At 50.2% G+C, this 14,277-nt stretch carries 8 protein-coding genes; 6 read left to right on the forward strand and 2 right to left on the reverse strand.

The window, feature by feature from the left end:
* Positions 1–127: 127 nt before the first annotated feature.
* Positions 128–2,548: a rhamnogalacturonan lyase family protein gene (locus L0Y31_RS19325; protein ID WP_305067603.1), complete on the reverse strand. Its 2,421-nt coding sequence runs from the start codon at positions 2,546–2,548 to the stop codon at positions 128–130.
* Positions 2,549–2,959: 411 nt separating this feature from the next.
* Here L0Y31_RS19325 and L0Y31_RS19330 point away from each other — a divergent pair, with 411 nt between their 5' ends.
* The 5 genes from L0Y31_RS19330 (at position 2,960) to L0Y31_RS19350 (ending at position 10,938) form a co-directional block, all read left to right on the forward strand.
* The gene (locus L0Y31_RS19330; RefSeq protein ID WP_234734728.1) at positions 2,960–3,502 is read left to right on the forward strand and encodes an RNA polymerase sigma factor; all 543 of its coding nucleotides are present in this window, start codon (positions 2,960–2,962) and stop codon (positions 3,500–3,502) included.
* 43 nt (positions 3,503–3,545) lie between these two features.
* Entirely contained in the window at positions 3,546–4,001 is a 456-nt protein-coding gene (locus tag L0Y31_RS19335; RefSeq protein ID WP_234734729.1) for a hypothetical protein, read from the forward strand.
* Positions 4,002–4,036: 35 nt separating this feature from the next.
* On the forward strand, positions 4,037–4,438 hold the full coding sequence (locus tag L0Y31_RS19340; RefSeq protein ID WP_234734730.1) for a hypothetical protein: 402 nt from the start codon (positions 4,037–4,039) through the stop codon (positions 4,436–4,438).
* Between the two features lie 169 nt (positions 4,439–4,607).
* The gene (locus L0Y31_RS19345) at positions 4,608–7,973 is read left to right on the forward strand and encodes a methylmalonyl-CoA mutase family protein (protein ID WP_234734731.1); all 3,366 of its coding nucleotides are present in this window, start codon (positions 4,608–4,610) and stop codon (positions 7,971–7,973) included.
* Between the two features lie 289 nt (positions 7,974–8,262).
* A complete protein-coding gene (locus L0Y31_RS19350; RefSeq protein WP_234737209.1) occupies positions 8,263–10,938 on the forward strand; it encodes an MGH1-like glycoside hydrolase domain-containing protein in 2,676 nt (891 codons plus the stop codon).
* 47 nt (positions 10,939–10,985) lie between these two features.
* Here L0Y31_RS19350 and L0Y31_RS19355 read toward each other — a convergent pair whose 3' ends face one another.
* Complete coding sequence (locus tag L0Y31_RS19355; RefSeq protein WP_234734732.1) at positions 10,986–13,175, reverse strand: penicillin acylase family protein; 2,190 nt, start codon at positions 13,173–13,175, stop codon at positions 10,986–10,988.
* 245 nt (positions 13,176–13,420) lie between these two features.
* On the opposite strand from L0Y31_RS19355, the gene L0Y31_RS19360 reads away from it, so the two are divergent.
* Positions 13,421–14,266, forward strand: a complete 846-nt coding sequence (locus L0Y31_RS19360; RefSeq protein ID WP_234734733.1) for a Cif family virulence factor — start codon at positions 13,421–13,423, stop codon at positions 14,264–14,266.
* Positions 14,267–14,277 lie beyond the last annotated feature (11 nt).

The raw sequence follows: 14,277 nt of genomic DNA on the forward strand, positions 1-14,277 counted from the left end.
ACTAGTAGACAGACGTTTTGAAAAATGAAAAATTGAAGTAGGTTTTTGGAGTAGCTACAAAAAAAACAGCCTTGTACCTAAGCGTAGTATGCCAGGTACAAGGCTGCGATTCAACGGTTCGTTTTTACTAGGGCTTAATCAGCTTCAGCGTTTTCACTTCTTTGGCTGTACTTACCCGCAAGAGATAAATTCCTGACGGACGCTGGCCTAGTTTCACCTGCTCCGTGTGCTGATTTGTCTTTGCTTCGATTGTCTTAACCACAATCGGTAAGCCATTGATATCGGTTAACTGCATTCGGACAGCCTGGCCCTGCACACCACCAATGGTTACGCTAAATTCTTCACTAACCGGGTTTGGATAAACCACCGCCGTCAGCCCAGCCGACAGTTCCGCCTTGGAGCTGGCTACCCGCGCATTTTGGTTACAAGCCGGAATCTGGATTTGTCCTTTGTAAGTAACGTAGCGATTCCCTACTTTTTGGCGCAGCACCAGTCCATAGGTCTTAGTGCTTCCGGGCGCAATGTAGTATTCAGCTTCTGACGTAAAGCTCCGCATGCCGTCGCCCAGAAATTCCACCAGGGTTCCGTTCCCACCGCTGTACCGGAAAATGATTTTTCCCGTCGCGCAATCGTAGGTTGGTGGTTCGAGCTGCAACGGACGAGTTATCGTTTCGGCATTGCGGACCGGTGGAGCAGCCATATCGGTACCCAGATAAAAACCTGGATGCGGCGGTTGATTGTAGGCCACATTCTGCCACGCCACGCTCAGGCGATACTGTGGATCCTGCATTAATGAATAAATGCGCGGGGTATTTTCAGCCGTTGGAATCGTCGTGGTCGTAATAATAAGCTCTGAATTGTTCGCATTCCGCCAGATCACTTCTTCCCTCCAGTCGCCAAACAAATCGGCACTCAGGCAGGGATTGGCTTTGGTGGTATTATTCCGCTCGGCCCCAAAAGTGGTGCCCGTCACGAGGCGTTCGGATCGGCTGGTGTTGTAGTTCCATTTGTCGATGGACGTTCCGTCGAGGAGTTCACGGCTCAGGTCGCCATCCCACCAAAGGCCAAAATTGATGGATGGTTTTGAGGTACTGATCTGTTCGCCTTTTATGGTATACAGCCCTCCTCTGGACGACCATACTTCGTAGCCTTTATGACGCGGATCGATATCGGCTGCCATGCCTCGGCCATTATCGCCACTGTTCGGTCCGGGCCCGCCAAAAATAAGTTGTCCCGTGCGCGCATCCCGCAAGTCAAAGGCATTTGGTCCGTAAAGGCTCGGGGTTTCGTGCGGCTGGTAGACCTCCAAGCCCGGACGATCCGGGTCCATGTCCGACATATGCAGCGCATCGCCGTGGCCGAGGCCTGTTGTGTATAATCCCTGACCATTGTCATCAATAGCGCAGGCACCATAAATAATTTCATCCTTCCCGTCGCCGTCCACGTCACCAACCGACAAGTTGTGATTTCCCTGGCCATTGTAGGCGTCATTTGCCGGATTCTGGTAGGTATCAAACGACCAGCGATGCGCCAACTGACCATTCTTAAAATCCCAGGCCGCCAGGTACGTACGTCCCCGAATACCGCTTTGGCCCGTATAGTAACCACGGGTCATAACCAGACTGGGATGAACCCCATCCAGATACGCAATACAGGCTAGAAAACGGTCCATGCGGTTGCCATAGTTGTCGCCCCACACTTCCCGAATCTGGTTAGGTGTTGGATTGTCGCCCGCCGTTGGGTGGCGCTGCGGCAGATACCCCACGGTGGTAATTTCGGCGCCGGTCTGGCCATTAAACACCGTCAGGTATTCCGGCCCCGCTAAAATATATCCACTGGCATTCCGGTAGTCGGCGTCAGCGTTTCCAATTACTTTTCCTTTGCCATCAATGGTACCGTCGGCGGTTTTGCAGGCAATTTCGGCTTTTCCATCGCTGTCCAGGTCATACACCATAAATTGGGTGTAGTGCGCCCCCGCGCGGATGTTCCGTCCCAGGTCAATGCGCCACAGAAACGTACCATCCAGCCGGTAGGCATCTAGGTACACATTACCCGTCACCCCCGCCAGCGAATTATCCTGTGCGTTAGAAGGGTCCCATTTTAGAATGATTTCGTATTCACCGTCGCCATCCAGGTCACCAACCGAGGCATCATTAGGGCTATAGGTATAATTAGGGCCCGGCGCAGGAACTTTAAGCGGAATCCGGAGAATATTTGTTGCCCAGGCTTTCGCTAGTGCGGACCCAGCCTGTTCGACTCCGTTGACAACGGGCCGAACGCTGTATTGCCCTTCGACAACCGTCTGATCGGTATAATTCGTAGACTGCGTAATGGGAGTTGCATTGAGTTTGGTCGCACCCCGGTATACGTTGAAGGCAACATTAGCGGGATCGGTGGCCAACAGCCGCCAGCCAACATAAACTTGGTCAGGACTAGTTCGGACAGCCACAACGCCCCGGCCCAGCATTTCCATTTTTCGTTGTGCGTGCAAACGGCTTGTCACGCAGAGTAATCCCAGAAATAAAGCAAAAAGGAGTTGTCTTTTCATACGTAGTTTGAGTAAAGGTTGATTAATAGATGGACAGGATTAGGTACTACTTATTCTCCAAATAAATCAAATATATTTTTGTTCGGTTGGGTAGCCTTACTGTACCCTCCTGCTCAATGCTATTTTTTCAGAAAATATTACCAAACTGGACAGCTAAGTCTCCACCAAACGTTTCCAGGTGGGCTATGGCTGCCTAAAATCAACTGAGCTAATTCATGGCGCCAATCAGGCCTGACCGCTGTGAGTGGTCTACCCTGGCAACCGAAATTGCAGGTGCCACCAATTGCGCTGAAAATGAAAATAAATGAACAATTTGCGGTCAATTGACGTAATTATTACATCGTTTCTCAGTACTTAGCTAGAAAAAAGCGATTTTTGCACGTTACTTGCTCTAATCGTCCTTACCAAAACATGACTGACGAGGAACTCCTGCAAAAATACCGTGATCCATCAAGTCGGAATTATGCCTTTAACCTACTGGTTCGAAAGTACCAACAGAAAATATACTGGCATATCCGAAAAATGGTAATCGATCACGACGATGCTAATGATCTGACGCAGGAGACATTTATTAAAGTCTGGAATAGCCTCGAAAACTTTCGGGGAGATTCTCAGCTCTATACGTGGATTTACCGAATTGCGACCAATGAATGCCTTAACTTCCTGAATAAGAAGCGCCGCCGCTTCTTCCTGCCCATCGGTGACGTCGAAGGCGAACTGATGGAAAAGCTGGAAACCGACCCGGGCGTCGTTGGTGGAGATGAAGTCCAGTTAAAGTTACAGAAGGCTCTTTTGAAGTTACCGGAAAAACAACGACTTGTTTTCAACATGAAATATTTCGATGATATGAAGTATGAAGAAATTTCCGAAATTACCGGTACGTCTGTGGGCGCCCTGAAGGCGTCCTATCATTTGGCAGTTAAAAAAATTGAAGAATATCTGACAAAGGATTAAACCCGGAACCTGCCTGCTTGTCAAACCGTTGCAACAATAGATCATGGAACCACGGAAATCAATACGGATTGAAGAGTTAGAGCGCGAGCATCCCTTGAGGCAGTTGCCTTATACGGTGCCCGAAGACTATTTCGATAAACTGCCTTCCCAGATTCAGGCGAAGGCGACACAACGCCCCCAGGAGCGTTCAGTGATTAGCTGGTCCTGGCAACGTTCTGCAACCGCTCTGGCCGGGGCGGGATTGGTGGCGGCTCTGGTGTGGATTACGTATCCGCAGAAACAGGAGGCCCTGGGGCCGGATATGCTGAGTGAAGTTAGTAACAAAGCTATTGCCGACTACCTGAGTGAGCAGGATATTTCTGAATTTGATTTGACTGATGTTCAGGCTAGTACAAAAGCAGCTCCCGGCGATTCGACGCTGCTTCAGTTCCTGGATGTATCGCCCAAATCAATCCAGCAATTACTGGAGAGCGAGCCCATTCTGAATGAAACAATTTAATAACGAAAACGAATTGGTTTAATAAATAATAAAGTATGAAAAAGGTACTGCACGTAGCGATTTGGTGCGTTGGCTTATTGCTAACAATACCCGCCGTTGCTCAGAATCAGGATCGTCAGAAAATTGAAAGCGCCAAGATTGGACTGATCACCAATCGGTTGAGTTTGACAACCGAGCAAGCACCTCAATTCTGGGCCGTTTATAACGAATACAGTGACCGACGCAAAGACGTAACCCGTCGGCTTCGCCAGCCTGGCAAAAATGCTATGGAGAGCATTGAAGAGTCAGTTGAATTAAAGCAAAAATTGGTTGATCTGGAAAAGGAATACAACGCCAAATTTTTGAAAGTGATCAGCGCCCAGCAGCTTCAGGAGTTGCACAAAACGGAGCGCACGTTTAATCAAATGCTGATTGACAAGATCAAGTCGAATGAATAAACGCTTTACATTTTTGTAAATAGCTTTCACTTAGAACGGTATTCATGTTATTGGACGCCCGGCTGCTACGTAGCCGGGCGTTTTTGTTTTGCCTCCTTTAGTTGATAGGCAATGAACGGGATGATTCTTATCTTTACTCCAATTAAATCACCGTTAATTGCAAAATTCAGTGACTATTTCCGCTCCCTCCTACCAACCCATAAACCGCATTCGCCTAGTCACAGCTGCCTCCCTGTTCGATGGTCACGACGCCGCGATCAACATCATGCGCCGAATCATGCAGGCTTCGGGCGCTGAAGTGATTCATCTTGGCCACAATCGATCCGTAGCGGAAATCGTCGATTGTGCGATTCAGGAAGACGTGCAGGGCATTGCCATTACCTCGTACCAGGGCGGGCATCTGGAATATTTCAAATACATCATCGATCTGCTGCGCGAGCGCGACGCTTCTCACATTAAGGTGTTTGGCGGCGGCGGCGGCACCATCCACCCCGCCGAAATAGCGGAGCTAGACGCCTACGGGGTGGCGCGGATTTACTCGCCGGATGATGGTCGGGCAATGGGTTTGCAGGGCATGATTGATGATTTGCTACAGCGCTGCGACTTCCCGACCCAATTAGGCCAGCTAAACGGCCAACTCAACCAGCTTCCTCAGTCGAAAGATAGCCAACTTATTGGCCGCTTGATTTCGGTGGCCGAAAATGACCCGGGGCAGTACCCTAAAAACGAGTTGGCGGCGTTACACCATCCGGCCCCGATTCTGGGTATTACCGGACCGGGGGGCGCAGGGAAATCATCACTGGTTGACGAATTGGTACGTCGATTTTTATTTCATACCACCGATAAAACCATCGCGATCATCTCGGTTGACCCATCCAAACGCAAAACGGGCGGTGCCTTGCTGGGCGACCGAATTCGCATGAATGCCATCCATCCAGACATTAGTTTGGGAAGGGTATACATGCGTTCGCTGGCCACCCGGCAATCCAATCTGGCTCTAAGCAAGCACATTCAGGATGCCATCGCGGTCTGTCAGGCGGCCCAATTTGACCTAGTTATCATTGAAACATCGGGCATCGGCCAGTCGGATACGGAAATTACGGAGCATTCGGATGTTAGTCTTTATGTGATGACGGCGGAATACGGAGCCGCCACGCAATTGGAGAAAATTGATATGCTCGATTTCGCGGATGTTATCGCCATCAACAAGTTTGACAAGCGCGGCTCCCTCGACGCCCTCCGCGATGTTCGGAAGCAATACCGCCGTAATCATACGCTTTGGGAGACTTCCGACGATGCCTTGCCGGTTTTTGGCACCATGGCCTCGCAGTTCAACGATCCCGGGATGAATGCGTTGTTTACGCAGCTAATGGATATCCTGGAACAAAAAACAGGCCTTTCTTTTTTGAACAAAACTAATAATGAACCCAGTACAAATCTAGAAACAACCCAGACCGCAACGACCATCATACCACCGGATCGGGTTCGCTACCTGGCGGAAATTGCCGAGAATAGCGATCAATATGCTGCCTTTGTTGACGAACAAGTGGCGATTGCCCGGCAGCTTTATCAACTCCAGGGTACTATTTCTTTACTGGAGCAAACCGCCTCTCCTGCACTTACTGAAGAATTAAAGAAATGCCAAGCTGATTTTGAAAGCCGTCTGCACCACGATTGTCGGCAGTTGCTAAAAAGTTGGCCCGACACCAAAGCCCGATTTGCGGGCGATACGTTTGAATACCGGGTTCGGGATAAAATAATTAGCCAGCCCCTTTCCTCTATCTCGCTCTCGGGTACGCGGATTCCCAGAATTAGTCTGCCCAGATACGAAGACTGGGGTGATTTACTGCGCTGGTTGTTGACAGAAAACCTGCCGGGCGAATTTCCTTACGCTGCCGGCGTCTTTCCACTCAAGCGCGAAGGCGAAGACCCTACCCGGATGTTTGCCGGTGAAGGCGGACCCGAGCGTACTAACCGCCGCTTCCATTACGTCTCAAAAGGGTTACCGGCCAAGCGCCTTTCCACCGCCTTCGACTCGGTGACGCTCTATGGCGAAGACCCCGATTACCGGCCCGATATTTACGGCAAAGTCGGCAATTCCGGCGTAAGCATCTGTACCCTCGATGACGCCAAAAAGCTCTACAGCGGCTTTAACCTCTGCCACCCGGCCACGTCAGTATCCATGACCATCAACGGCCCCGCTCCCATGTTGCTGGGCTTTTTTCTGAACGCGGCTATTGATCAGCAATGCGAGCTTTATTTGCGGAAACAGGGAACTGCGGAAACCCTGAAAAAGGAAGGCGGCCCGACCTATCAGGGTATGCTTCCCGATGGCAACGATGGACTTGGTTTGCTGCTTCTCGGCACTACGGGCGATAAAGTTCTACCCAGGAATATCTATGAGCAGATCAAGGCGGATACGCTCCGGCAGGTACGCGGCACGGTTCAGGCGGATATTTTAAAAGAAGATCAGGCGCAAAATACCTGCATTTTCTCCACCGAGTTTGCCCTGCGCATGATGGGCGACATCCAACAGTATTTTATTGATAGCCAGGTACGTAATTTTTACTCTGTATCCATTTCTGGCTACCACATTGCCGAAGCCGGAGCCAACCCGATTACGCAATTGGCCCTGACGCTGTCGAATGGATTTACCTTTGTGGAATACTACCTGTCGCGCGGCATGCGCATCGACGATTTTGCACCGAACCTGTCGTTTTTCTTTTCCAATGGCATGGACCCCGAATATTCGGTGCTGGGGCGGGTCGCGCGGCGCATCTGGGCGAAAGCGATGAAGTATAAATACAAAGCCAACGACCGCTCGCAGAAGCTAAAATACCACATTCAGACTTCGGGGCGCAGTTTGCACGCCCAGGAGATTGCCTTCAACGATATTCGAACCACGCTTCAGGCGTTAATTGCCATCCTCGACAACTGCAACTCCCTGCATACCAACGCTTATGACGAAGCCATCACAACCCCAACCGAAGAATCGGTGCGCCGGGCCATGGCGATTCAGTTGATCATTAATCGGGAATTTGGCCTCGCCAAGGCCGAAAATCCATTACAAGGTTCGTTCGTTATCGAGGAATTGACGGATTTGGTAGAGCAAGCCGTCCTGACCGAGTTTCGCAGCTTGAACGAGCGCGGCGGCGTGTTGGGCGCGATGGAACGAATGTACCAGCGCAGCAAGATTCAGGACGAATCGATGGTTTACGAAACGCAAAAACACAACGGCACTTTACCCATCATTGGCGTCAATACTTTTCTGGACCCTAAAGGCTCACCGACTGTCATTCCAGAAGAAGTGATCCGCTCTACCGCCAGCGAGAAAAACTACGCCGTTGAGTCGCGCAAAGCATTTCAATTAGCGCATCAGGAAGAGGCCAATATTACCCTAAAGAACCTTCAAGCCATTGTCTTACAGAATGGAAATACCTTCGAGGCCCTAATGGAAGCTACCAAAGTTTGCTCGCTGGGTCAGTTGTCGCGGGCACTGTATGAAGTAGGCGGCCAATACCGGCGAAATATGTAGGAAGCACGATGAGTCTATACGAAAAATAGATAATTCTTACCGAAGAAGCCTATTCGTTAAGCACTTCTGTACAGTCTGAAACCTACTCTGAGTTAACGTCGATTTGCCTGATTTGGGCAACCGCCTGGGCGGCGATAGGCTCGAAAACCATTAATTAATGATTAAATTATATAATGATTGTAGTATCTTGTAAAAGACAGTCTTACTTGCACTTGTTGTCACTAATCGATGACATACTTTTGTGCATTCACGAGAACTTGTACGTAAACGCATGGACTACTCATTATCTATGGGACGCAACGCCGAACGGGAGCGACTTTATGCCCGAAAAGACAACAAAGGCTGGAAGAAATGGGGGCCTTATTTGTCGGAACGCTCCTGGGGCACGGTTCGCGAAGATTACAGTGTACACGGCAACGCCTGGAGCTATATCACGCACGACATGGCCCGCTCCCGCGCCTACCGCTGGGGGGAAGATGGCATTGGCGGTATTTCGGACAACAAGGGCCATATCTGTCTGGGAATGGCCTTCTGGAATCATAATGATGGCATTATTAAAGAGCGGCTTTTTGGCTTGACCGGCCCCGAAGGCAATCATGGCGAGGATGTGAAGGAAGCGTATTACTACCTGGATAGTACGCCGACGCATTCGTACATGAAAATGCTCTACAAATACCCTCAAGTTCCTTTCCCTTATAGTGAACTCGTCGAGCAGGGACGCCAGCGCAATCGCCAACAACCTGAATACGAATTAGTTGATACCGGAATTTTCGACGATAACCAATATTTCGATATTTTTATCGAATATGCCAAGCCCGACGAAAATGATCTTCTGATCAAGCTAACCATCCACAATCGGCACGATCAGCCAGCGCCATTGACCGTTTTGCCAACAATCTGGTTCCGCAATACCTGGTCGTGGGGCTACGAGCAATATACCTACAAGCCCATGCTGAATGGAATTGCCAACACGCAAATCGCGCTGGACCATAAGCTGCTTGGCAAGTTCAAACTCTACTGCGATAGCGCCGATGAGCTGCTATTCTGCGAAAATGAAACCAATGCCCAACGGCTTTACGGTACGCCGAACAAGTCGATGTACTGCAAAGACGGCATCAATAATTTTATTGTTGATGACGACCGGAAGCAGGTGAATCCCAACCAGATCGGCACCAAAGCTGCGGCCCGGTATACCCGCACGGTGCAGCCCGGCGAAGCCTTGACCATCCGGCTGCGGTTTAGTAACCTGACCCAGTTGAACCAGCCATTTGCCGATTTTGATCAGCTATTCGACCAGCGCAAAAACGAAGCTGATGAGTTTTTCGACGACCTGCAACGCAACGTACCCGACGCCGAGCTACGCGCCATTCAACGGCAGGCCTACGCGGGAATGATGTGGAATAAGCAGTTTTATTACTACAACGTCAACGAGTGGATCAAAGGCGATCCGAAGATGCCGACTCCGTTCCACGGGCGGGCTTTTCAGCGCAACTCGACCTGGCGGCACATGTATACGGCCAATATTTTATCGATGCCGGATAAATGGGAATACCCCTGGTTTGCCGCCTGGGACCTGGCTTTCCATACGCTCACACTCGCCCGCATGGACCCTAATTTCGCCAAGCGACAACTGGCCGTTATCCTTCGCGAATATTACATGCACCCGAACGGACAGATTCCGGCCTACGAGTGGAATTTCAGCGACGTAAATCCCCCGGTTCATGCCTGGGCCACCTGGAAAGTATACGAAATTGACCGCGACATGAACGGCAAAGGCGATACGGCCTTTTTGGAACGAGTTTTCCAGAAGCTGCTGCTCAATTTTACGTGGTGGGTCAATCAGAAAGATATTAACGGAAATAACGTTTTTGGCGGCGGCTTCCTTGGTCTGGATAATATCGGAGTCTTCGACCGTAGCGCGCCCCTGCCGATGGGTGGCCACATTGAACAGTCGGACGGTACGGGCTGGATGGCCATGTATACGCTGAACATGCTCCGCATTGCCTGCGAAATCTCCATTGAACGTCCGACGTATCAGGACATGGCCTCGAAATTTTTTGAACACTTCCTGCACATTGCGGGTGCCATGAAAAACCTGGGTGGACAAAACATCAGCCTTTGGGACGAAGAAGACCAGTTTTATTACGATGCCCTACACATGCCCGACGGCCGTAATACGCTCCTGAAAATTCGCTCGATGGTGGGCTTGATTCCGCTGTTCGCGGTCGAAATTCTGGACGAAAAATTGCTCTCTAAATTACCCGATTTCAAACGCCGTGTCGAATGGGTTTTGTCCAATCGCCCCGACCTGGCTTCGCTTGTTTCGCGCTGGCACGAACCGGGTAAAGGGGCCACGCACCTGCTGTCTTTGCTACGGGGTCATCGGATGAAAATGCTCTTGAAACGCATGTTTGATGAAGCGGAATTTTTGTCGGATTACGGCATTCGGGCGTTGTCCAAATACCACGAAAAAAATCCGTATGAGTTTAACGTCAACGGCGAAGTTTTCAGCGTCAAGTACGTAGCCGCCGAGTCGGAAACAAGCTTGTTTGGTGGTAATTCCAACTGGCGCGGGCCGATCTGGTTCCCGCTGAACTTCATGATTGTCGATTCGCTGCTGAAGTTTTACAACTACTACGGCGACGATTTCGAGATTGAATACCCAACGAATTCCGGCCAGATCATGAGCATCAAGGAAGCCACGGTTCTGCTGGCGGAACGACTGGTTAATATCTTCCGGCGCAACGACGCAGGAGATGTTCCGGCTCACGGGGCTTACCGGAAATTCCAGGATGATCCTCATTTTAAGGACCTTTATTTGTTCTACGAATACTTCCACGGCGACAACGGAAGCGGCCTCGGTGCTAGTCACCAAACCGGTTGGACCGGGCTTGTTGCCGACCTGATTGAGTTTTTATACCAGCACCGGCTGCAAACAGAACCGGCTGCGGCTAAGGTGCTTTAGCCCATAGGAGCAGAAAGCGGAGCCATTGAAAACGGCTCCGCTTTTGTTTATTTATCGCCCGGATGGTAGGTTCTGGCGGCATGCTGCGCTACCTCTTCCGGATAAAACCGCACGTCTTTAAACTTCCCCTCGCAAAACAAAGCCGCCTGATCGGTGAAATGCGGCGAGGCTGGATCACTGCTTTGTCCACCCGTCACAACGGATCGCGCTTTGACTCTATCGCCAAACTCCACCACGGCCACAAAGCTGTTGCCGACATTGCCGTAGCGTTTTTTCGTCCCCGGGTAAGGCCGCGCTCCGTAAGCCGCCAACGAACCCCAGACCGAAGACGTAAAAGCAACCGGAATACTTGGCTTCGAATCGTCGAATGTTTCAGTTATTTTTCCGGTCAGCCGCTGGTAACGGTTTACGTCGCCCCAGGCTACGTTCCAGCTTCCAAAGTCGCGCGTCAGTTCGTCCAGGGTTTCGGTCAGCACGGCGATTTTTTCCTGCGGTGACGTTTTTTCAATAATAAAATCCGTGAAACTTAGGTTCGTGATGCGTTGCCCAGCCGGTATACGAGGCCGCGCCAACCGCTGCATTTTTTCGCCCCAGACAATAGCTAAGGTCATCGCTACCGACGTTGTTCCATAATTTAAATCCCAAGCTTTCAAGATACCGATTGCTTCGGACAGGGATTTAAGTTGCTCATTCTGGGCGGCTACGGTTGCGTAAGCCTTGACTAAAGCAGGCACCAGATCTTCAAAACCCGCCAAATATGGATCATTGGCGGCGGCAATCAGCGTATCAAGTGTAAAAACCGATTTGTTACTTAACACCCGAACGGCGTTGATTCCCCGGTAATTTTCCGCGTCGGGAGCCATGTAGCTTGGGTATTGATTTTTCGCTGGACTGCTGCTTCCCGAGACGGTAAACGGCGTTGAATTGCAATTCTGAATCCAGCCGCTGGCTGGGTTATGTACCTGAACAATGGCATCAATGGAATGTAGGCCTTTCCAGTCGGTGGCCGGATTGCTACCGTCTACCGGTTGGCTCCAGTCGAAAGTGGTATCCCGCTTAGGCATGAAGTTGCCGTGCCAGTAGGCAATGTTCCCTTTTCGGTCGGTAAAAACGGTGTTATTTGAGGCATTGCCGTTGAGCTTCATCACTTTTTTATACGCAGCGTAGCCGTTGGCCTTGGTCCGCAAATAAGACTGAGCCAGCGCATTCAGGCCGTCATTCATCATGCGAACCGTGATCCATTTGCCGTCTTTCAGGCCAACAACCGGACCGTGATGCGTTCGAAAAACGGTAAATTCTTTGTACTTCACCCCATTCTTATCTTTGTAGGGCAACGATAGCTTCTGCGTCTGCACAGGCCGCGATTCCGTTCCGTATTTGTAGTAAAATGCTCCGTTCTTTTGCTCCACTGTTTCCAGGTATTCGTCCATTGAGTCGGCACTGCTCGACGTATGCATCCAGCCGCAATTTTCGTTAAAGCCCTGATAGATAAAGAATTGACCCCACGTAACCGCTCCATACGCATTCAATCCTTTCTTACTGACCATGTGGACTTCCGACCGAAAATAAAAGGACGTATGCGGATTGATGAGCAGCAAGGCGTTTTTGCTGGCACTTTTGGACGGCGCTATCGCAAAGCCATTGGAACCCACTGGCTCCCGGTCTTTTTTGTCAAAATCGTCGATCCAGGATGTTGATCTGTTTTCGCCGTAAAACGCCTTGATTCGATCAATCGGCACGACGCTGATATTCCCGCCAATACTGCCTTCGCTGAACATAAGCGGCATCCAGGGCTGAAAGCGTTTCAACAATTTAGTCTTTACCTGAGGGTGCTTGTACAGGTAGTAATTGGTCCCGTCAGCAAAGGCATCCAGCAGCTTTTTCATCCAGGCCGGACTTTTCTGGTACAGGGCAATAGCTTCCGTCGTGTCCATAAACAGGCGGGCTCGCAGGTCGTGGTATAGTGCGCCCTCTCCTTCAACCTCGGCCAGACGGCCAATGGACGTGATGTAATTTTCCTCGACGCGGGCAAAATCATCTTCGCACTGCGTAAACAAGACGCCAAAGACCACATCGGCGTCCGTTTTCCCGTAGATATGCGGCACACTCCAGGTATCACGAATGATTTTTATACCGCTAGCCTGCTTCTTCCAGCGCGTAATTTCCTCTTTAGTAAACGATTGACTGAAAACAGGGACGGAATATAAGACAAAGAGCAAGCCATAAAAAAGCCTCATTTTTCAGAAAGTAAGTAGTTGATGATGATGCGGGCAAGATAGGGCAAAATTTCTTACTGGCCAATCGGCATAATGAGGAGGTAAAAGGCTTTTATAAGTGGTACTGTTTACTTTAATTTCAGCACAAATTGACCGCATAATAGACGTTTCTTAATCCGATAAAGCGGTAAATTGTAGCCGACTGATTAATCTTTAAGCCCTTAAAATGATCTAAGCTTTGACATTATAACCAACCGTGAATCTGTATGAAACTCCTTACACTCACAGGCTCGCTCCTGCTACTAAACGCAACTTTTTCTCTGGCGCAAACCACTTCCGCTCCTTTTGACCCGGTGGCGATTGAACGGAAGTTTGCCCGTATGGCGCTCGATACCACGACGAAAGCGGCCTTTCTGGCCAATATGGCCGACTCTGCCATCGTTTTTGATAATGGAAAATCAAAACTGGCCCGATTACACTGGCAGGCTCAACCTGATTCGGCCAGCAAGCTTGTCTGGGGGCCGGCCTTCGCCGACGTGGCGAAATCGGGTGATTTTGGGTATACAACGGGGCCTACTTATACAGAATCGGGCGGGAAACGCATTGGCTATGGACAATACGTGACCGTCTGGCAAAAGCAGGATGATCAGACGGTGAAATTTTTGATTGACGCGGGGATTACGCACGCAACACCGATGAGCATTCCGGCGGATGTCAACCTGACCAAAGTAACGAGTAAGAGCACTAATTTTAAAAGCAACGATTTACTGAACGTAGACAAGGCCTTTAACCGGCAGTTACCCCGCATCGGTGTACCCACTTCTCACCGCTTTTTTATCAGTCGCGGAGCCCGTTTTTATCGGCAAAACCAACTACCGCTGGTCGCTCCTGAAACCATTCAAAAACAGATGGCCGGTGAAACGGCCCTTCGTTTTGACGCTCAAGGCGCTCAGATTTCTTCTTCCGGGGATATGGGATTTGTCTATGGTACGTATAAGTCGGAAAAAGACGCATACACCTCCGGCAGTTACCTTCGCATCTGGAAAAACGAGTCCAGTGGCGAGTGGCGTATTGTACTCGATATTCTAAACCCGGCCATCGCCGGAAGATGAGCCTTCGTACC

The organism is Tellurirhabdus bombi (assembly GCF_021484805.1).
Taxonomy (GTDB): domain Bacteria; phylum Bacteroidota; class Bacteroidia; order Cytophagales; family Spirosomataceae; genus Tellurirhabdus; species Tellurirhabdus bombi.